This is a genomic window from Blautia sp. JLR.GB0024 (assembly GCF_037000545.1).
Lineage (GTDB): Bacteria > Bacillota > Clostridia > Lachnospirales > Lachnospiraceae > Blautia > Blautia celeris.
Map to the genome: position 1 here is coordinate 445,409 of NZ_JBANBF010000003.1, position 18,396 is coordinate 463,804.

General features: G+C 50.3%; 18 protein-coding genes. 1 reads left to right on the plus strand and 17 read right to left on the minus strand.

Features of this window, described 5'->3' with window-relative positions; translation table 11 throughout:
- Nucleotides 1–58 precede the first annotated feature (58 nt).
- The 10 genes from V8Q34_RS10185 to V8Q34_RS10230 form a co-directional block, all read right to left on the minus strand.
- A complete protein-coding gene (locus tag V8Q34_RS10185; RefSeq protein WP_054352568.1) occupies nucleotides 59–1,612 on the minus strand; it encodes an ABC-F family ATP-binding cassette domain-containing protein in 1,554 nt (517 codons plus the stop codon).
- Between the two features lie 26 nt (nucleotides 1,613–1,638).
- Entirely contained in the window at nucleotides 1,639–2,172 is a 534-nt protein-coding gene (ispF, locus tag V8Q34_RS10190; protein ID WP_335835400.1) for a 2-C-methyl-D-erythritol 2,4-cyclodiphosphate synthase, read from the minus strand.
- 283 nt (nucleotides 2,173–2,455) lie between these two features.
- On the minus strand, nucleotides 2,456–5,053 hold the full coding sequence (locus V8Q34_RS10195) for a heavy metal translocating P-type ATPase (RefSeq protein WP_335835364.1): 2,598 nt from the start codon (nucleotides 5,051–5,053) through the stop codon (nucleotides 2,456–2,458).
- 96 nt (nucleotides 5,054–5,149) lie between these two features.
- The gene (locus tag V8Q34_RS10200; protein WP_033142572.1) at nucleotides 5,150–5,413 is read right to left on the minus strand and encodes a metal-sensing transcriptional repressor; all 264 of its coding nucleotides are present in this window, start codon (nucleotides 5,411–5,413) and stop codon (nucleotides 5,150–5,152) included.
- A 175-nt stretch (nucleotides 5,414–5,588) separates the two neighbouring features.
- Complete coding sequence (locus V8Q34_RS10205) at nucleotides 5,589–6,617, minus strand: DUF2804 domain-containing protein (RefSeq protein WP_335835365.1); 1,029 nt, start codon at nucleotides 6,615–6,617, stop codon at nucleotides 5,589–5,591.
- Nucleotides 6,618–6,644: 27 nt separating this feature from the next.
- The gene (locus V8Q34_RS10210; protein WP_033142570.1) at nucleotides 6,645–7,421 is read right to left on the minus strand and encodes a ZIP family metal transporter; all 777 of its coding nucleotides are present in this window, start codon (nucleotides 7,419–7,421) and stop codon (nucleotides 6,645–6,647) included.
- Nucleotides 7,422–7,764: 343 nt separating this feature from the next.
- A complete protein-coding gene (locus tag V8Q34_RS10215; protein WP_244806191.1) occupies nucleotides 7,765–8,190 on the minus strand; it encodes a flavodoxin in 426 nt (141 codons plus the stop codon).
- Nucleotides 8,191–8,231: 41 nt separating this feature from the next.
- Nucleotides 8,232–8,783 carry a DUF3793 family protein gene (locus V8Q34_RS10220; RefSeq protein ID WP_335835366.1) on the minus strand — a complete coding sequence of 184 codons (552 nt, stop codon included), beginning with the start codon at nucleotides 8,781–8,783 and terminating at the stop codon, nucleotides 8,232–8,234.
- Between the two features lie 6 nt (nucleotides 8,784–8,789).
- Entirely contained in the window at nucleotides 8,790–9,077 is a 288-nt protein-coding gene (locus V8Q34_RS10225) for a DUF2325 domain-containing protein (RefSeq protein ID WP_033142567.1), read from the minus strand.
- 235 nt (nucleotides 9,078–9,312) lie between these two features.
- Nucleotides 9,313–10,113, minus strand: coding sequence for an MBL fold metallo-hydrolase (locus tag V8Q34_RS10230; protein ID WP_335835367.1), 801 nt, complete (start codon nucleotides 10,111–10,113; stop codon nucleotides 9,313–9,315).
- A gap of 186 nt (nucleotides 10,114–10,299) precedes the next feature.
- Between V8Q34_RS10230 and V8Q34_RS10235 the strand changes: the two genes are divergently transcribed.
- Nucleotides 10,300–10,770: a DUF1648 domain-containing protein gene (locus tag V8Q34_RS10235; protein ID WP_148392168.1), complete on the plus strand. Its 471-nt coding sequence runs from the start codon at nucleotides 10,300–10,302 to the stop codon at nucleotides 10,768–10,770.
- 76 nt (nucleotides 10,771–10,846) lie between these two features.
- Here the strand turns inward: V8Q34_RS10235 and V8Q34_RS10240 are convergent, their stop codons facing one another.
- From V8Q34_RS10240 to V8Q34_RS10270, 7 genes are all read right to left on the minus strand, one after another.
- Nucleotides 10,847–12,454 carry a xylulokinase gene (locus V8Q34_RS10240; RefSeq protein WP_148392166.1) on the minus strand — a complete coding sequence of 536 codons (1,608 nt, stop codon included), beginning with the start codon at nucleotides 12,452–12,454 and terminating at the stop codon, nucleotides 10,847–10,849.
- Nucleotides 12,455–12,477: 23 nt separating this feature from the next.
- Nucleotides 12,478–13,167, minus strand: coding sequence for an L-ribulose-5-phosphate 4-epimerase (locus tag V8Q34_RS10245; protein WP_033142563.1), 690 nt, complete (start codon nucleotides 13,165–13,167; stop codon nucleotides 12,478–12,480).
- Between the two features lie 3 nt (nucleotides 13,168–13,170).
- Nucleotides 13,171–14,841, minus strand: coding sequence for a ribulokinase (locus V8Q34_RS10250; protein WP_335835368.1), 1,671 nt, complete (start codon nucleotides 14,839–14,841; stop codon nucleotides 13,171–13,173).
- A gap of 12 nt (nucleotides 14,842–14,853) precedes the next feature.
- Nucleotides 14,854–15,960 (minus strand): GntR family transcriptional regulator, encoded by a 1,107-nt coding sequence (locus V8Q34_RS10255; protein WP_227210627.1) that lies wholly within the window; start codon nucleotides 15,958–15,960, stop codon nucleotides 14,854–14,856.
- A gap of 236 nt (nucleotides 15,961–16,196) precedes the next feature.
- A complete protein-coding gene (locus V8Q34_RS10260) occupies nucleotides 16,197–17,219 on the minus strand; it encodes a DUF7309 domain-containing protein (RefSeq protein WP_148392160.1) in 1,023 nt (340 codons plus the stop codon).
- Nucleotides 17,220–17,269: 50 nt separating this feature from the next.
- On the minus strand, nucleotides 17,270–17,950 hold the full coding sequence (locus tag V8Q34_RS10265) for a TIGR00266 family protein (RefSeq protein ID WP_033142559.1): 681 nt from the start codon (nucleotides 17,948–17,950) through the stop codon (nucleotides 17,270–17,272).
- The gene (locus V8Q34_RS10270; protein WP_148392158.1) at nucleotides 17,947–18,387 is read right to left on the minus strand and encodes an NUDIX hydrolase; all 441 of its coding nucleotides are present in this window, start codon (nucleotides 18,385–18,387) and stop codon (nucleotides 17,947–17,949) included. The genes V8Q34_RS10265 and V8Q34_RS10270 overlap by 4 nt, the downstream gene beginning before the upstream one ends.
- Nucleotides 18,388–18,396 lie beyond the last annotated feature (9 nt).

Genomic DNA, 18,396 nt, shown 5'->3' on the forward strand with positions numbered 1-18,396 from the left:
TATACTTCTTCTATTTAAAGTGATTTATTTGTAGCGTATTGACAATACAAAACAAATATCAGATTCTGGTCGTCCACTCTGAGCAGTCCCATACCTTGGAAACCAGGCCGTCATAGAACTCCGGCTCGTGGCATACCATGAGGATCGTCCCTTTATATTCCTTTAGGGCGCGCTTTAATTCTGCCTTGGCATCCGCGTCCAGATGGTTGGTAGGCTCATCCAGAAGCAGCAGGTTGGTCTCCCTGTTCAAAATCTTGCAGAGGCGGACCTTGGCCTGCTCCCCGCCGCTCAGTACCCGCACCAGGCTCTCGATATGCTTTGTGGTCAGACCGCATTTTGCCAGGGCTGCTCTCACCTCATACTGGGTATAGGCGGGGAACTCCTCCCAGATTTCCTCAATGCAGGTACGTTTATTTCCCTGGGGCATCTCCTGCTCAAAATAGCCGATCTCCAGATAATCACCCAGATGTACTTTGCCGGACAGCGCGGGGATCAGGCCCAGAATACTCTTAAGAAGTGTGGTCTTGCCGATGCCGTTGGCACCCACAAGGGCAATCTTCTCTCCCCTCTCCACCGTGAGAGTCAAAGGCTTTGACAGCGGCTCTTCGTAGCCGATCACCAGCTCTTTTGTCTCCACCACAAAACGGCTGGGTGTCCTGGCTGTCAGAAAATGAAATTCCGGCTTCGGCTTTTCCTTTGCCAGCTCAATGACATCCATCTTATCCAGCTTCTTCTGCCTGGACATGGCCATGTTTCTGGTAGCCACACGGGCTTTATTGCGGGCAACAAAATCCTTCAGCTCACTGATCTCCTGCTGCTGCCTTTGGTATGCCGCCTCAAGCTGAGCCTTCTTCACTGCGTAGACCTCCTGGAAGTGGTCATAATCCCCCACATACCGGTTAAGCTGCTGATTGTCCATATGATAGATAAGGTTCACCACCTGATTCAAAAAGGGGATGTCATGGGAAATGAGGATGAACGCATTCTCATATTCCTGGAGATACCGTTTCAGCCATTCAATGTGCACCTCGTCCAGATAGTTGGTTGGCTCATCCAACAGCAGAATGTCCGGTTTTTCCAGCAGCAGCTTGCCCAGAAGCACCTTGGTCCTCTGTCCGCCGCTCAAATCCGTCACATCCTTGTCCAGCCCGATGTCTGAAAGTCCCAGTGCCCTTCCCACTTCCTCCACCTTGGAATCTATGATATAAAAATCATGCATGGTGAGCATATCCTGGATGGTGCCCAGCTCCTCCATCATTTGGTTCAGCTCCTCCTCAGAGGCGTCCCCCATACGGTCGCAGATGGAATTCATATTCTCCTCCATCTCAAAAAGCCAGGCAAATGCAGATTTCAGCACATCACGGATGGTCATGCCTTTTTCCAGCACGGTGTGCTGGTCCAGATAGCCAACCCGGACATTCTTCGCCCACTCGATCTTACCCTCATCGGGCATTAGTTTGTTGGTGATGATATTCATGAAAGTGGATTTTCCCTCCCCATTGGCACCCACAAGGCCAATATGCTCGCCTTTTAAAAGGCGGAAAGATACGTCCTGAAAAATAGCCCTGTCACCGAAGCCGTGGGACAGATGTTCTACGTTTAAAATACTCATGTTTCCTGATCCTCTCCTGTTGTTTATTACTGCCGCTGGCAGCATCCGCCGCAGCCGCCGCCTGAGCGGTCATCCGGCATCAAATCCCTTGCGTCAGTCAGCGCGCAGATGGCCTGGGCAGAAATCCCCTCGCCGGCTCCCGTGAAGCCGAGTCCCTCCTCTGTGGTCGCTTTTATGTTGACCTGGTTTTTCTCCAGATGCAGGACCTCCGCGATGTTCTCTGTCATTTTATCTATATGAGGCAGCATCTTGGGCTTCTGCGCGATGATGGTGGCATCAATATTATTGATCACATACATGTTTTCCTCCAGAAGCTTTCCCACATGCGCCAGCAGTTTCATACTGGATGCCCCCTCGTATTTTGGGTCCGTATCCGGAAAATGCCTGCCGATATCATGAAGGGCCGCAGCGCCCAAAAGTGCGTCCATAACGGCATGCAGCAGCACATCCGCGTCGGAATGCCCCAGAAGTCCCTTCTCCCAGGGAATCTTCACGCCTCCAAGTATCAAATCCCTTCCCTCTACCAGTTTGTGTACATCATATCCCATACCTACACGTATCATAGTCGTTCTCCTTTCCCGCCGTCGTTTTATCTGTTCTGCGGACAGACTACCCGCATTCTCAATTTATAACTATACGGCCCTGCGCTTGTCTGCGCAGATTTCGGCCATACGCAAAGTATAACAGATAAGCTGTCTGCATGACAAGGCTGTTCTGTACATGGCCAAAAAGAGGCAGAATACCGCTTTTTTGGATATTCTGCCTCTTTTCCTCATTCTGTTCTATGAAATGTCTGTTTCTTGCCGTTCAGCCTTCTGCAGTCTGTGTGCATGCTCCGAACGCCTACTCTATTCCTGTCACTTCATAGCCTGCATCCGCAACCGCTTTTTTCAGTGCGTCCCTGGATATGCCTTCGCCTGCTTCCACATACGCAGCTTTGTCCTCCAGGCTTACCTCTGTCTTAGTCACACCCTCCACTGCGTTCAGGGCTTTTGTCACTGCTGCCTGGCAGTGCGGGCACATCATTCCTTCGATTTTCATGGTGATCATATTGGTTTCCTCCTTATTTTCCGGCAGTGTTCTGCCTTTATTTGCTGTGTTGACGGTTTCTGTCTGTTCTTTTTTGACGGGTTTCTTCAGTACATGGAAGAAGCGGAGCCGCAGGGCATTGGTCACAACGAAAAAGCTGCTGAGACTCATAGCCGCCGCGCCGAACATGGGACTTAGCTTTAACCCAAACATGGGATAGAGAAGTCCTGCCGCCAGCGGGATTCCGCAGGCGTTATAGAAAAATGCCCAGAACAGATTCTGTTTAATATTGCGGATCACCGCTTTACTGAGGCCCACGGCGGTCACCACATCCAGAAGATCACTCTTCATCAGCACAATATCTGCGCTCTCAATGGCTACGTCCGTACCTGCGCCGATGGCGATTCCCACATCAGCTCTGGCAAGCGCGGGGGCATCGTTGATTCCGTCGCCTACCATGGCCACTGTCCTTCCGCCCTCCTGAAGCCTTGCCACTTCCCGTTCCTTGTCCTGAGGCAGTACCTCGGCAATGACGGTATCTATATCCAGCTGCCGTTTGATGGCCTCTGCAGTCCTTTTATTGTCCCCTGTGAGCATGATGACCTCTATGCCCAGCTTCTTCATCTCCCGGATGGCCTGGGCGCTTGTCTCCTTCACCACATCGGCGGCGGCGATGATGCCCAGGATTTCCTTTTCGTCAAAGAACAGAAGCGGTGTCTTGCCCTCCTCTGCCAGGCGTTCCATGTCACGCGCCTGCGTCTCTGTGGCAAGTCCCTTTTCCCCGGCGAACTTTTCATTACCTGCAAAGTACAGTTTTCCGTTTATCTCTGCCTGCACGCCCCGGCCTGATATGGCAAGGAAATTCTCCGCTCTGGCAGCTTTTATCCCTTGTGCTCCGGCTCTTTCAAGGATCGCCTCTGCCAGGGGATGTTCACTTTTTTCTTCCAGGGCAGCCGCCACTTGAAGGAGCTCCTCTTCTGTCCGTTTATTTGGAAGGATATCGGTCACCTGGGGTTTGCCCTGGGTGATGGTGCCTGTTTTATCCAGCACCACGCTCTTTATATTGTGGGTGATCTCCAGTGCCTCCCCGGATTTGATAAGAATTCCGTTTTCCGCGCCTTTTCCCGTTCCCACCATGATGGCAACAGGTGTCGCCAGTCCCAGTGCGCAGGGACAGGAGATGACCAGCACGGCAATGGCGCAGGAGAGTGCAAATTCAAAGGTGGCCCCCGCAATGATCCAGGCAGCCGCTGTGATCAGCGCGATTCCCATGACCACCGGCACAAAAATACCTGCTATCTTATCCGCAATCTTGGCAATGGGCGCTTTGCTGGAACTGGCCTCCTCCACCAGGCGGATGATCTGGGAAAAGGTGGTGTCATCCCCTACCTTTGTTCCCCGGAAACGGATAAATCCCGCCTTGTTCATGGTCGCTGCGATCACGGTATCTCCCACGTTCTTCTCCACGGGAATGCTCTCCCCTGTGATGGCGGCCTCATCCACGCTGGTGCTGCCCTCGATTATAATGCCGTCAGCGGGAATGCTGCTGCCCGGTTTTACGATAAAGATATCGCCGGCCACAGCCTCCTCAGCCGGAATCTCTATCTGACGGCCGTCACGTTCCACAACAGCCGTTTTTGGTGCCATATCCATCAGTTTCCGGATCGCCTCGCTGGTCTTTCCTTTGGAACGGGCCTCCAGGTATTTTCCCACATTGATAAATGCCAGGATCATCACGGCAGACTCAAAATAAAGGTCATGCCTGTACTGGTTCACCAAAGCGGTATCCTGCACGCCCAGGCCGTAGCCTATGCGGTATATGGCAAAGATGCCGTAAACCAAAGACGCGGTTGAGCCGATGGCGATCAGGGTATCCATATTGGGCGCCCCGTGCATTAAGGTGGAAAAGCCCTTTGTGTAATAAGCCCGGTTCACATATGCCACCGGAAGACATAAAAGGAACTGGGTCATGGCAAATCCCACCGCATTCTCAGGCCCGCTTAAGAATCCCGGCAGCGGCAGCCCTGCCATATGCCCCATGGAGACATACATAAGCGGGATCAGGAACAGGAAGGAAAGAATCATCCGGTTCTTCATCTCATGCATATGTTTTTCCACCGGTGACTCTCCCGGCTCAGCGGCATCTGCCCGGGATGTCTTTGTTTCGGAGGCACTTTTGGTCTTTTCCGCTGCCTTATGATCTCCTGCGGCAGCGGCGCCGTAGCCCGCATGTTCCACTGCATTTTCTATATCCTGCACAGACAGTGCGGACTCATCGAAATCCACCTGCATGCTGTTTGTCAGCAGGTTTACGCTGACATCCTTCGTGCCGGGCAGCTTTCTGACACATTTCTCTACCCGGGACGAGCAGGCGGAACAGGTCATGCCTGTCACGTCAAATTTCTGTTTCATAATATTTCGCTCCCTTCCGCGTGCTCCCGTTACACTGCTGTACGGATTCCGACACGGCAGACCATGGCCTGCACAGAAACCGCAGCGGTATACGGGTTATTTTAATATTTTACCCAGCATAGTCACCAGTTCATCCACCTTTTCTTCTCTTTCCTCATCAGTATCTGCATTTCGAATACAGTTTTTCAGATGGGCTGTGAGAATCTCCTTGTTCGCTTTGTTCAGAATGGCTTCTGTTGCCATGAGCTGCTGGGAAATGTCAATACAGTACCTGTCTTCCTCCACCATCTTCAGAATCCCGTCTATCTGCCCCCGGGCTGTTTTCAGAAGACGGCTGATCTTCGCTTTATCTGCCTGCATTTGCACAGCTCCTTTCCCTATGTGGACTTCCATTTTACCACTACACCCCTGGGGGGTGTTATCTCTTTCAAAAATACAATAACAAAAAACGGAGCAAAAGTCAACACTTTTACTCCATTTTCTTTCCTACGGCAGTATTATATTTTAATGTTACTGTTCCCACGCTGCTGCCTCGTCACCATTTATTTCTTACTTTTTCCGCAAATCCCAGCATATGATGGATTTTCAGCTCTGTACCGTCATCCAGAACTGCTGTACCGTCGAAATGGCCGAACACCTGATGCTGGTCACTTAAGATAATTCCTGCCGAGGTATATGCCCTGCGGTCCAGGACCGGCGTGAAGGTCAGATCCAGCCTGTCATCTGAGGAGGTAAAGTACCAGGGTTTCAGATACTGCTCCCTGCCCTCCTTCTCCCCCGGAATATGGAACCTGACCTGTTCCAGCTTATGGGCGTGACTGTCATAGAACAGCATGTTTTCAGACGCTGCGGAGGTATCACCAAAGCCATACCCCAGATTAAAGCTGAACACTTTACCGTCGATCCATCCATGCATGGCACTCCAGTACCAGGTGTTGCTGTAGGTCCAGACACCGCGTCCCCAGTCCAGAAGTCCGAAACTGTCCTCCGGGTTCAGGTAATGGCGGCGGCCTTTGTATTCCACTACGCCTCTGGCCCGCATGCCGATGATCTTCTGGTTGTAGTAGAACGCCTTCTCCTTCTCAAAAGGAGTGGCGATCACCATGCTGTCCTCCGGCTCCTTATCCAGGATGATTTTCATTCTGATCGGCTCATGGTCCTCAAAATTCTTCATCCAGGCCCTCAAAACACGCCTGCCTTTCTCGACACGGAAGGAGAAATAACACTTTTTGTCGTGATATTTTGTCTCCCCGTATCCCGAATCCGGCGGCAGATTGGTCTTTCCCATAGGAAAAACCGTCATAGGGCTCACGGTCCGTTCTGTCCGGGCATCAAAGTCCAGAAAAGAAATGCTCATAAGCCCCATATAACTGTTGTCATCCACAGTCAGAGCCACCCCGAAATGAGAATTATGGATCAGATAGTAATCCCATTCCTTAATTCGGAAAGGATTGGCCTGAATCTTATCCCTGTCGTATTTTTTTACCAGTGACAGGGCATATCCGGCCTGCGCCAGATTTCCGTATTCGTCCAGCAGATTCCCGGGTTCCAGTTTTTTCTGCATACAAAATCCCCCTTTCACACAGTCCTTTTATCCCAGTGCTACATCCAGAATCATCATGACTACAAATCCAACGGCAAATCCGATGGTCGCAATATTGGAATGATCTCCCTCACTGGCCTCAGGGATCAGCTCCTCCACCACCACGTATACCATGGCACCTGCTGCAAAAGACAGGAGATACGGAAGAACCGGTGTGATATAGGAAGCCAGAAGTATTGTCAAAAGCGCTCCGATAGGCTCCACGATTCCGGAGAGGGTGCCCATGGTAAAGGCCCGTGCTCTGGTATTTCCCTCACTTTTCAGCGGAAGGGATATGATGGCTCCCTCCGGGAAATTCTGGATGGCTATACCGATGGAGAGGGCAAAAGCTCCCATCATACTGATGTCTGAATTCTGCGCCAGCATACCGGCAAACACCACGCCCACTGCCATACCTTCCGGTATATTATGAAGGGTGACTGCCAGGACCAGCATGGTATTCTTCTTCAGACTGCATTTTTTTCCCTCCGGCTCGCTGCATCCCAGATGCAGATGGGGAATCAGGCGGTCCATGGCAAGCAGAAACAAAATTCCGAGTCCAAAGCCTACAGCCGCCGGTATGAAAGCCAGTTTTCCCATATGCTCCGACATATCCATGGAGGGAATGAGCAGCGACCACACGGAAGCGGCTATCATAACACCTGACGCAAATCCCAGAAGCATTTTCTGCACCAGGGGTTTGATCTCATTTTTCAGGAAGAACACACAGGCAGCTCCCAGTGTAGTTCCGGCAAAGGGAATTAAGATTCCCAGAAATGTATTCATATTTTATCACCTGCTTTTCTTTTATTCGTAGATTTGCCGATGTCTGTTTACGCAGCTCTGTTCTGCGGTTTATAGGATACCGGCAAATGTTAAAATTATTGTAGCATAATCCAGACTAATTTGCACTAATTTTGTTAAGTTTTCTGTTAGCTTCCATTCCTTTCCTAACGGTTCGCACGCCGCTGTCCCGTCAGGTGCTTTCAGGCCAAAAGCATAAAAACACCCGGGCAGCCGGGCAGGCGGAACATTCTTTACAGAAAAAGACCCTGTAAAGAAACAGCTGTGCGGCCGTTCTCTTTTACAGGGTCTGCGTCTGTAACCTTTGAAATATGTAACCTTTAAATTATGAAGCCAATGATTTCCCCAGTTTTCTGCAGGCTTCTTTTTCATCATCACCGGGTTCCTCGCTGCAGATCACGCTGTCGCAGACAAGCTCTGCGCCGTCCTTTCTGCATTTTTCCTCCCAGGTGCGCATCCATTCTCCATCACCCCAGCCGTAAGAGCCAAACAAAGCGATTTTCCTGCCTTTCAGCTTTGGTTCACAGTCCGTAAATAAAGGTTCAAATTCTGTATCCTCAAGCTCCTCATCTCCCATGGACGGGCATCCGAAGGCCACTGCGTCAAATTCATCCATTTTCTCTGCACTGAATGTTTCAGGAGTGAAAGAAAAGGCCTCCGCCCCTGCTTCTTTTGCACCTTCTGTCACCGCCTCAGCCATCCTCTCGGTATTTCCGGTTCCGCTCCAGTATACAACTGCTATTTTACTCATGATAATATCCTCCATATCGCATCATCTTGGGCAGAAGCTTTTTATGCCGCCACTGCCAGTTTCCAGACAGGTTTTCCCTGCTGCCACAGCCTGAGATAGATTTCCCTGCATTTCCGGAATCTCTCAAACAGCTTCATGGTCTCACACTCGTTGCAGTACACTTTCCAGCAGCCTGCACATTTGCTGTTTTTCCCGGCGTTTTCAATAAATCCTTTCACATCGCCTAAGGGATATCCCAAAAACAGGCCTATCTCGTGAGGGAAGTTCCCACCTTTCTCAAGCCGTATGTGCAGCCGTTCAATTGCCTGGTCAACGTCAGTATTCTCATATCCGTATGTTTGTAAAAATTCTGCCACACCGGGTTTTGTCAGATCTTCTTTCAGCTTCTGCCTTCTGTAGACGTAAATCAGTGCCGTCCCTTCCCGTTTTCTCACCACGGAAAGGGAGATTCCTTTCTCGGCAAACTGTTGTTTCAGGCTTTTAAGCTGGCCATCCAGCTCCTTCCAGGAAGCATAAGGCATATTAAAAAGATTTGCCGTCTTGATGGATGCCAGCGTCGGTGAACAATGTTCTACCAGATAACGTTCCAGCATATGGTTTTATTCCTTTCCTGCATATTCTTCTAAGACATTGTGCAGGGCCGCGGCACTGCTCGTGTGCACCCTGGCCACCGGAATCTGATTCTTCTTTGCCTCCTGAAGAGCGCTCACCACCATTTTATGGGAAACCGTGTTGGTGAACAGGATCATCAAATCCGGACAGCCCAGTTTTTTCTTCAGGGCGCCTTTTTCCTTGGCAAAAACCTTGGCCTTACAGCCATGGCACTTACAGATAGTTTCATACTGACAGACCATTCTCTCATTTCCGCCTACAATGACAATACTCATGGGCAAATTCTCCTTTTTCAGTTAGTTGTATCTAACTCATAGTTTTTATTAGAGCGGATGCAACTGCGTACATCCGCTGATTGGGTTGTGTATGTTTATGTGGAGTGGTGTTTCTTTTGGTTAGCTACAGCTAACTTATGTCATATACTATACACAGTTTCATAGCGTGTGTCAAGAAGATTTGTAAAAAAGATTGCCGTCTTGTATCCGCCACTGCCCGCCTGTGCATAACCGCCTAAATTTCAAATGTCTCCAGATCTTCCGGTACGAAAAGATTTCCGCTGTAGTATTCCCTGCCCTCCTCTGTATAGAGGCGTTTTCTGTCAGCCAGGTTTCTGTCCTCCGTGTGGTACAGGATGAGATTCGGCACCTCCAGTTCCCGGGCGGTTATGCAGGCGTCTTTTGCCGTGCTGTGGTGTTTTTCATAAGGTTTGAAAATATCCCTCTGTGCGTAGAGGCAAAACGCCTCATGCATGAGCCAGTCGCTGCCTTTTATAAATTCCTCATCTTTTTCGTTATAAGGTTCATCTCCGGCGCAGGTCAGTCTGATACCCTCTTTTGTTTTCAGAGTGAATCCGAATTGTTTTGCCTTGGTGGAAAAAATATCAAAAAATACAGTCTCGCATCCCAGAATCTCTGCCCGGCTTCCGTGTTCCACTGTGACAAAACGGATGCGTTCCCCCAGATGCCTGGTCACTTTCTTCTGTATGGTCATTTCCGTGATGGTGGTGAGAATCCGCTTCAAGTCCTCATGACAGTAGATCCGCAGTTCTCCCTGATACTTTCCCTGCTCTATGGCTGTGCCGATCATGCGTATCATCCACACAACTCCCAGAAGATGGTCCACGTGTTCATGGGTTACAAAAATATCATGTATATCTGTAACAGGAATCTCTGCCACTTTCAGTCTTTCCAGAATTCCGTTACCGCCTCCTGCATCTACCAGAAAGTGCCGGTTTCCCTCAGTAAGGGCAAAACAGGTATTGTAGCATTTTGTCACCGTAGCATGACCGGTGCCCAGCATTGTAAGTTTCATATGTAACCTCCCTTTGTAAAAACAATGTATCCTTAAATATCATAGACAGTTTTCCGAAGAAAATCAATTTCTTTCTCTGCTTTTTTCTTTTATCCTCTCATTTCTGTCTCTTATGATGTCTCTCTTGACTCTTTGATTTCGATTCTCTATAGTAACAGTAAAAGTAGCTGTGAAGGGGGCTGTTTCATGAAAATCAAATTACCGGTTACACTTTACCAGCGTATTTTAAGCATATTGTCCTTCCTGCTTCTGGCCGGACAGATCTTATGTCTTATTCTGCGCTGGAATCATTTGCCTGATGAGATTCCCACCCATTTTGGATTGAGTGGACAGGCGGATGCCTACGGTTCCAAAGGGTCTGTGATCCTTCTGCCGGTCATAAGTATTTTGATCTATCTGCTGATGATATTTGTGGAAAAATTTCCCGAACTCTGGAATGTGCCCGGTCATGTGACGCCTGAGAACATCGGATGGATCTATGGAAATGTAAAAAGTATGCTTGTCTCCGAAAAGTTCGGTGTCTGTTTTATCTTCTTCTATATAAATTACTGCACCGTATTCTGCCGCGATATAGGGGCGTGGTTCCTGCCTGTATCGATGCTCTATCTTGCAGGCACTATGATTTTCTTTCTCCGGAGAGCCGTACATTTTAAATAGCTTCTTCTTCCCTGCCAAAACGCGCATAAAAGAGGCACACAAACGCATCTTACTGCCTCTGTGTGCCTCTTATCACTTATCTCATAGCATCAACAGCCGCCCTCTCAATAGCCAGTCCTTTCTGATACCGTTTGATAAATTTATTAAATCCGGCCACATCTGCCGGGTCGGGAGCCATCTCACTTCCCGTTTCTCCTGCAAATACTTTATTGGTCAGATACTCATCCAGAGTTTCATTCTCCTCTTTGTGGACCATATAGGAAGCCAGCAGGGCAATTCCCCAGGCTCCGCCTTCTCCTGCAGTCTCCATAACAGACACCGGAACGTCAATGGCTCCTGCCATGATCTTCTGCCCCACGCCCTTCGTCTTGAACAGACCGCCGTGACCCAGAATCTTGTCCAGTTTCACGCCTTCATCTTTTAACAGAATATCAAGACCTGTCTTCAAAGCACCAAGGGCTGTGAACAGGTGTACTCTCATAAAGTTAGCCAGATTGAATCTGCTCTCCGGCATACGGGCAAAGAGGGGACGTCCCTCCTCAAATCCGGTGATGTGCTCCCCTGAAAAATAGTTGTAAGCCAGCAGGCCGCCGCAGTCATCATCTCCCTCAAGAGCTTTGTTATACAGGGTTTTGAACAGCTTATCCATGTCCACTTCCACCCCGAATGCCTCTGCGAATTCCTTGAACAGGGATACCCAGGCATTCAGATCAGAGGTGCAGTTGTTGCAGTGCACCATTGCCACGTGATTGCCGGTGGGTGTTGTCACCATATCAATCTCCTTGTATACCCTGGAAAGCTCCTTTTCCAAAACGACCATGGCAAATACAGATGTTCCGGCAGAAACATTACCTGTACGTTTTGCGATGCTGTTCGTTGCAGTCATACCGGTACCGGCATCTCCCTCCGGAGGACAAACCGGAATACCTGCCTGCAGATTTCCGCTCACATCCAGAAGTTTTGCGCCCTCCTCTGTCAAAGCACCGGCATCCTGGCCTGCACTTAATACTTTCGGAAGGATTTCTCTCAGTTTCCAGGGATATTTTTTATCAGCGACAAGGGCGTCAAACTGCTCTATCATGCGGGCATTAAAATCTCCTGTGTTCATGTCAATAGGGAACATACCGGAGGCCTCGCCTACGCCCAGCACCTTCTGTCCGGTCAGTTTCCAGTGGATGTATCCGGCCAGTGTTGTCTGGAATTTGATTTTTGCCACATGCTCCTCCTGGTTCAGGACAGCCTGGTACAGATGGGCAATACTCCACCTCTGGGGAATATTAAAATTAAATACTTCTGTCAGCTTATCCGAAGCTTCCTCCGTCATGGTGTTTCTCCATGTACGGAACGGTACCAGCAGTTCATCCTTCTCGTCAAATACCATATAGCCGTGCATCATGGCACTGAAACCCACAGCGCCCAGTTTTGTGATGACAGCGCCGTATTTTTCCTTTACATCCTCCGCCATTTTGGCATAGCTGTCCTGCAGTCCTTTCCAGATGTCCTCCAGGGTGTAGGTCCAGATATTATTTTCCAGACGGTTTTCCCAGTCATGGCTTCCGGATGCGATGGGGGCGTTGTCTTCGCCGATCAGCACTGCCTTGATGCGGGTAGAACCAAATTCAATCCCCAGAACCGCGTTGCCGCTTTCAATTACACTTTTTGCCTTTTCCAAATCAAAACCCATGAAATCTTACCTCCGATATATTTTTATTTCTGTCCGTAGTAGGCATTTGCACCGTGTTTTCTGTAATAATGCTTGTCCTGCAGTTCCTGGGGAGCCGGCTGTACCTGCGGGTTGATGGTCTCGCAGCGGGCTGCCATCTTGGCAACTTCCTCCAGAACGACTGCATTGTGGACTGCTTCGTGTCCGTCTTTGCCCCAGGTAAAGGGTCCATGGTTCTTGCACAGGACTGCAGGAACCGCTTCATAGTCCCTGTCCTGGAAATATTCCGCAATGAGAAGGCCCGTGTTCTTCTCATACGCCCCGTCAATCTCCTCTTTTGTCAGGCATCTGACGCAGGGAATCTCCCCATACATATAGTCTGCATGGGTGGTGCCGTAGCAGGGAATGCCTCTTCCCGCCTGTGCCCAGCTTGTAGCCCAGGAAGAATGTGTATGTACGATTCCGCCGATGTTTGGAAATGCCTTGTACAGCTCAACATGTGTGGGTGTATCGGAGGATGGATTATATTTCCCCTCAATTTTGTTACCGTTTAAATCCATGATCACCATGTCTTCCGGTGTCAGTTTATCATAATCCACACCGCTTGGTTTGATGGCAAAATAGCCGGTACTGCGGTCAATCTGGCTTACATTTCCCCAGGTAAAGGTTACCAGTCCGTATTTTGGCAGCAGCATATTTGCCTCGTATACCGCTTTTTTCAGTTCTTCCAACATAATTTATCTCCTCGCTTCCGCTTTTATTTTTTTCAGTCTCTTCATCACATCGTTGCCGCCCCGCCCGAAATAGTCGTGCAGGATCTTAAATTCATGATACAGCTTTTCATAAGCTGCCGCATGTTCCGGGTCCGGCCTGTAGGTTCTCTCCTCCACGCGTCCCATGGCTTTGGCTGCTTCAAAGATGGTATCATAACCGCCCTTCTCCCTTCCTGCCGCCACGGCGCCGAACATGGCTGAGCCAAGGGCCGGAGACTGGTCAGAGGCACCGATGGAAATCTCCCGGTTAGTCACATCCGCATAAATCTGCATCATCATGGCATTTTTCTTGGAAATGCCTCCGCAGGCGTAAAGTTCCTCCACCGGTACACCTGCCTGCTCAAAATTATCAATAATGGTGCGCATGCCGTAGGCTGTGGCCTCGATCAATGCCCTGTAGATTTCCTCCGGTTTTGTGGTCAGTGTCAGGCCCAGGATCATGCCTGTCAGGTCCGCGTCCACCAGAACGGAGCGGTTGCCGTTCCACCAGTCCAGGGCAATCAGGCCGCTCTCTCCGACCTTCAGCCGGGATGCCTTCTCAGTGAGCAGCTCGTGGATATTCATGTCCCTTTGTTCTGCTTCCCTGACATATCCCGCGGGCACACAGTTTTTCACAAACCACTCAAAATGGTCCCCCACACAGGGCTGTCCAGCCTCATATCCATAGAGGCCCGGGAGAACGCCGTCCTCCACAACGCCGCAGATTCCGGGAACCATTTTCTCGTCCCTGCTGCACATAATGCCGCAGGTGGAAGTGCCCATGATCATCAGAAGCTTATTCGGCTCTGTGATTCCCACAGCCGGCAGAGACACATGGGCATCCACATTGGCTGTCCCCACTGCCATGCCCTCTTTGAGACCCAGGCGCTCTGCCATCTCTCTTGTCAGCTCACCGGCTTTTGCCCCCTGGGGATAGACCTCTGCCCCAAGCTTCTCCTGCGCCACATGCTCCAGGCGCGCATCCAGTGCTTTGAAAAATGCGGGGGAAGGATACCCCTCCTTTTTATTCCAGAAAGCCTTGTACCCGGCTGCGCATCCGCTGCGCTTTTCCTGCCCGGTCAGCCTTAAGACCACCCAGTCCGCAGCCTCCACGAACCGGTCTGCCTCTTCATAGACCTCCGGTGCCTCTTTCAGGATTTCCATGAGCTTTGGGATCATCCATTCTGAGGAAACCTTTCCGCCGTATCGTGAGAGGAATGTCTCGCCCCGTTCCTTCGCAATACGGGTGCAGATATTGGCCTCCTCCTGCGCCGCGTGGTGTTTCCACAGTTTCGGCCATGCGTGGGGAACATGCTCCCACTCCTTCTGTATACAGAGAGGGGTGCCCTCCCTGTCCACCGGCATGACAGTACAAGCGGTAAAGTCTATGGACAGACCTATGATATCCTCAGGTTTCACCCTGCTTTCCCTAAGAACAGCAGGTATGGTCATATCCAGCACCTCCAGATAATCCAGGGGATGCTGAAGAGCCCAGTCCGGGGGCAGTCTGGTTCCGTCCGGCAGGTATTCCTCCATCACTTTATGGGTGTAAGCTTTGGTGCTCTGTGCAATTACGGTTCCGTCAGATACATCCACCAGCACTGCCCTGCCGGACTGTGTGCCGTAATCCACACCGATTGCGTATTTTCTGTTCATCCGCCTTATCTCCTATCCATTCTCCGTATTCCTGTCTTTGGTGGAGCCCCGCACGATCAGCTCAGGCTGGATCAGACGGGGAATCCGGCTTTTTTCCTCCGGCACCTTACGGATTTTCTCAAGAAGCAGCTCCGCTGCCATCTCGCCCAGCTTTTCCTGGGGATGCGCAATGGTTGTCAGCCCTACGGTCCCCTCCGCGATGACGGAGTTGTCATACCCTGTCACAGAAATATCTTCCGGCACCCGTTTCCCGTTCTTCTGCAGGGAACGGATGACCTCCAGCGCAATCTGGTCGTTATAGCATACAACTGCGTCCATCTCCACCTGCTGCTTCAGAAGGATCTCTATCATCTGCGCCGGCTTCATTTTCCGGTCCTCTGTGTGGAACCACACCACCATATCGGGATCATAGGACAGCCCGGCCTCCTGGAGCGCTTTTACATACCCCTTGTGCCGTTCTTTTCCCTGAAAATCGTCTGCCTTGAAAATACCCAGTATCTTACTGTGCCCCAGATCCAGCAGATGTTTCGTGACAAGATAACCGCCCCTGCAGTCATCCATGAGGATATGGGGCCTGTCCATCATCTGGGGGTATACCCCCTGGATAAATACATAGGGGATCTCATACTGGTCCAGCATTGCATACAAGTTCATGTGTCTGCAGAAAATCTGGCTCTTGCTGGGTTCAATGATCAGTCCCTCAATATCCTTGGTCAGAATATCCTCCAGGACACGCTCTTCCTTGGTCCGGCTGTTGGCTGTGTTCTTCAGGATGATGCTGTATCCGTTGGCTGTCATCACCTTGTCCATGCCCTGTATCAGGCGGGGAAAAATATAGTCGGATATGTAGGTTGTAACAACCGCGATATTCCTTGAATTCTTCATATGTCCCATGCGCTGGGAGCAGAAGGTTCCGCGGCCGTGTTCCGCCTCGATATAGCCTTCGTTTATGAGAATCGACAGGGCCTTGCGCACCGTATGGCGGCTGATCTGATAGCGGGCAGACAGTTCATTTTCCGAGGGCAGCTTCTCCCCCGGCTTGATTTCTCCGCTCAGTATGGACTGCTTTAATTCCTCCATGAGCACATAATATTTTGTCTTTCCGTTTTCGTTTGTCATATGCCCCTCCTTATGGTTTTCATTGTACAACTTGTATGGTTCTCTTCACAAGTTGTTTCCGTATAAAAATGTCTTTTGCTGCACATGCGCGTTACTGAGCACGCAGTGAACAATAACAAATGCGCGAGGTATGCTGCTTGGCACAGAGTAAACCAGAGGCGGTGCCGAAACTAAAAAGAGCCCGGTAAACCGGACTCAAATTTCAGACCACAACTGCCCGGGGCAGCGGATTTCTGTCAAAAATGTTCAAACATATGCTCCCTGATCTCACTGATGATCTGGTCCATCTCCTCCATCTCATCTCTTACCAATTGGATACCGCACTCCCTGCAGATGTCCTGAATGGCGGCAAACACCCATGGGTTTCTGGCTTTGATGCGCAGCATCCTGCCCTTGTTCTGCAGATAATCCACAAAGAAATCAAGAACAACATCAATCTCGGATTCCTCCGGATTCACCATCTTCATATCCAGAACCATCCCGGATGCATGGTCCAGGGTAACAAACAGAAGAGGGCTGATGGGGCGCTCATATTCTTCCATCTCTATGCCTGCATGGACGTAGGCAAAGTCAACCGATATCTCTGTCCCAACCTTGGGCCTTTTTTTCAGGCGCCTTCTCAGTACCTCGTCCTGAAGCTGAACCACCGGATATTCCCTCTCCACCATGGGAATGGACTCTGCAAACATATTCCACATCCCGGTTTTCTCATTGTAGGCCCGAAAGAGTATCTCCCCCTTATCCCAGTCTACAAAGATTTTTTCCTCTATCACGGCCCGCACAGCCATGAATAGATTCTGAAAGGTTCCCGTAAGCACCTCCACCTCCCTGGCATCCGGCGTACAGGGCACGAACCGGGGCACACAGGATTGGAAGAAAGGCCATTCCCCACGTCCCCGAAACCGGAATCCCAGTTCTTTGATCATCTTTTTCTGGTCCGGGGGAACCTCTTCCCGGTCTCCGAAATAACAGGTAAGAGAATGCTGTTCCAGCATTGCATAATCGGGAGGAAGACCGGTCTCTTCCGTGGAAGCGATCATATCAAAATCCCTGAGCCCCTCCAGCCCTTCGTAGACACTGATCCCGTAACAGTTCCCGCCGCATCCCATAATACTTGCGAAAACAGGCTCCTCACTGTCCTTTAAAAATATAGCCACAAGCTGGGTATCCCAGAAATATTTCCACGGCTCCAGGGCCTTCAGATTACAGGTTACCTCATACAATTTCTCCCACTGCTTTGGCGATGCCTCTTCTCTCATACACGATCCTCCTCTTATCCTCCCGGCCCTTCTGTCTTACTTACTGGAACTCAGTCGTGGGATGGTATATACTGGCGTATCCTGCCGCAGAATTCCCCGAAGTTCTGGGTCTGCAGAATCACCTTGCCCGGTCCGGTCAGCTTTGTGAGGAACAGTCCTTCACCGCCCAGAAAAATGTTCATGCCGCCTTTTACCATCTCGATCTCATACTGCACACTGCCCTCAAAGGCCACCACATTTCCGGTATCCACCTTGATCACTTCTCCCGGAAGAAGTTCTTTCTCCACTTTATTACCGTCCACTTCCAAAAATACCATGCCGTTCCCCTGCATCTCCTGAAGGATAAATCCCTCACCGCCAAAGAATCCGGAAGATACCTTCTTTGTAAATGCCACTTTTGTCTCCACTGCGCTTTCCGCACAGAGAAAAGATCCTTTCTGGCAGTAAAATCCTCTGTATTCCCTTAAGTCCACCGGGACGATCTCCCCGGGTACAGTTGAAGAAAACGCAACCATGGCACCGTCCATCTCCGCCTGGTAACTTGTCATGAAAAAGGATTCCCCGGAAAACATACGGCCCAGGCCGCGCATAAAACCGCCTCTGGCATTGGTGCTCATGCTGATGCCGTCACTCATCCAGCACATACCTCCGGTCTGTGTATAGATACTCTCTCCTCTGTTCAGCAGCACTTCCACTGCCGGCATAACACTGCCCTCCAGCTTATATCTCATAATACATACGCCTCCTTTTCTTTCCTTACTCTCTCAGCCAGTTTCGGCTGTATCTCCGGATAAGTCAGAGCCTCCGGCAGACTGTCGAAAAAGCCGATCTGTTCAATCTCGCTTTCGATTTTCCCGAAAGAAGTGATCTCAGCATAGAACAGCATTCCGTAAGTCTCCTCCCCCGTATCATTGACCCGGTTTCGGCCTGTGACAGAATAGACAGACACCGGCTTCAAGGTAAATGTCTCTGCACCTGTCTCCTCCTTAAGCTCCCTTGCCGCAGTCTCTTCTATGGTCTCTCCCGGCTCCCTGTGACCGCCCGGAATCTCATAAGTCCGGCGTTCCCTGTGTTTGACCAGGACCATTTTCTCTCCTGCTACGGCGTAGATCACCGCGAATTTTAAAAGCCGGTCCTCGGCCTCACTGTAAAACTTTACCTCCAGCACAAAAGCTTC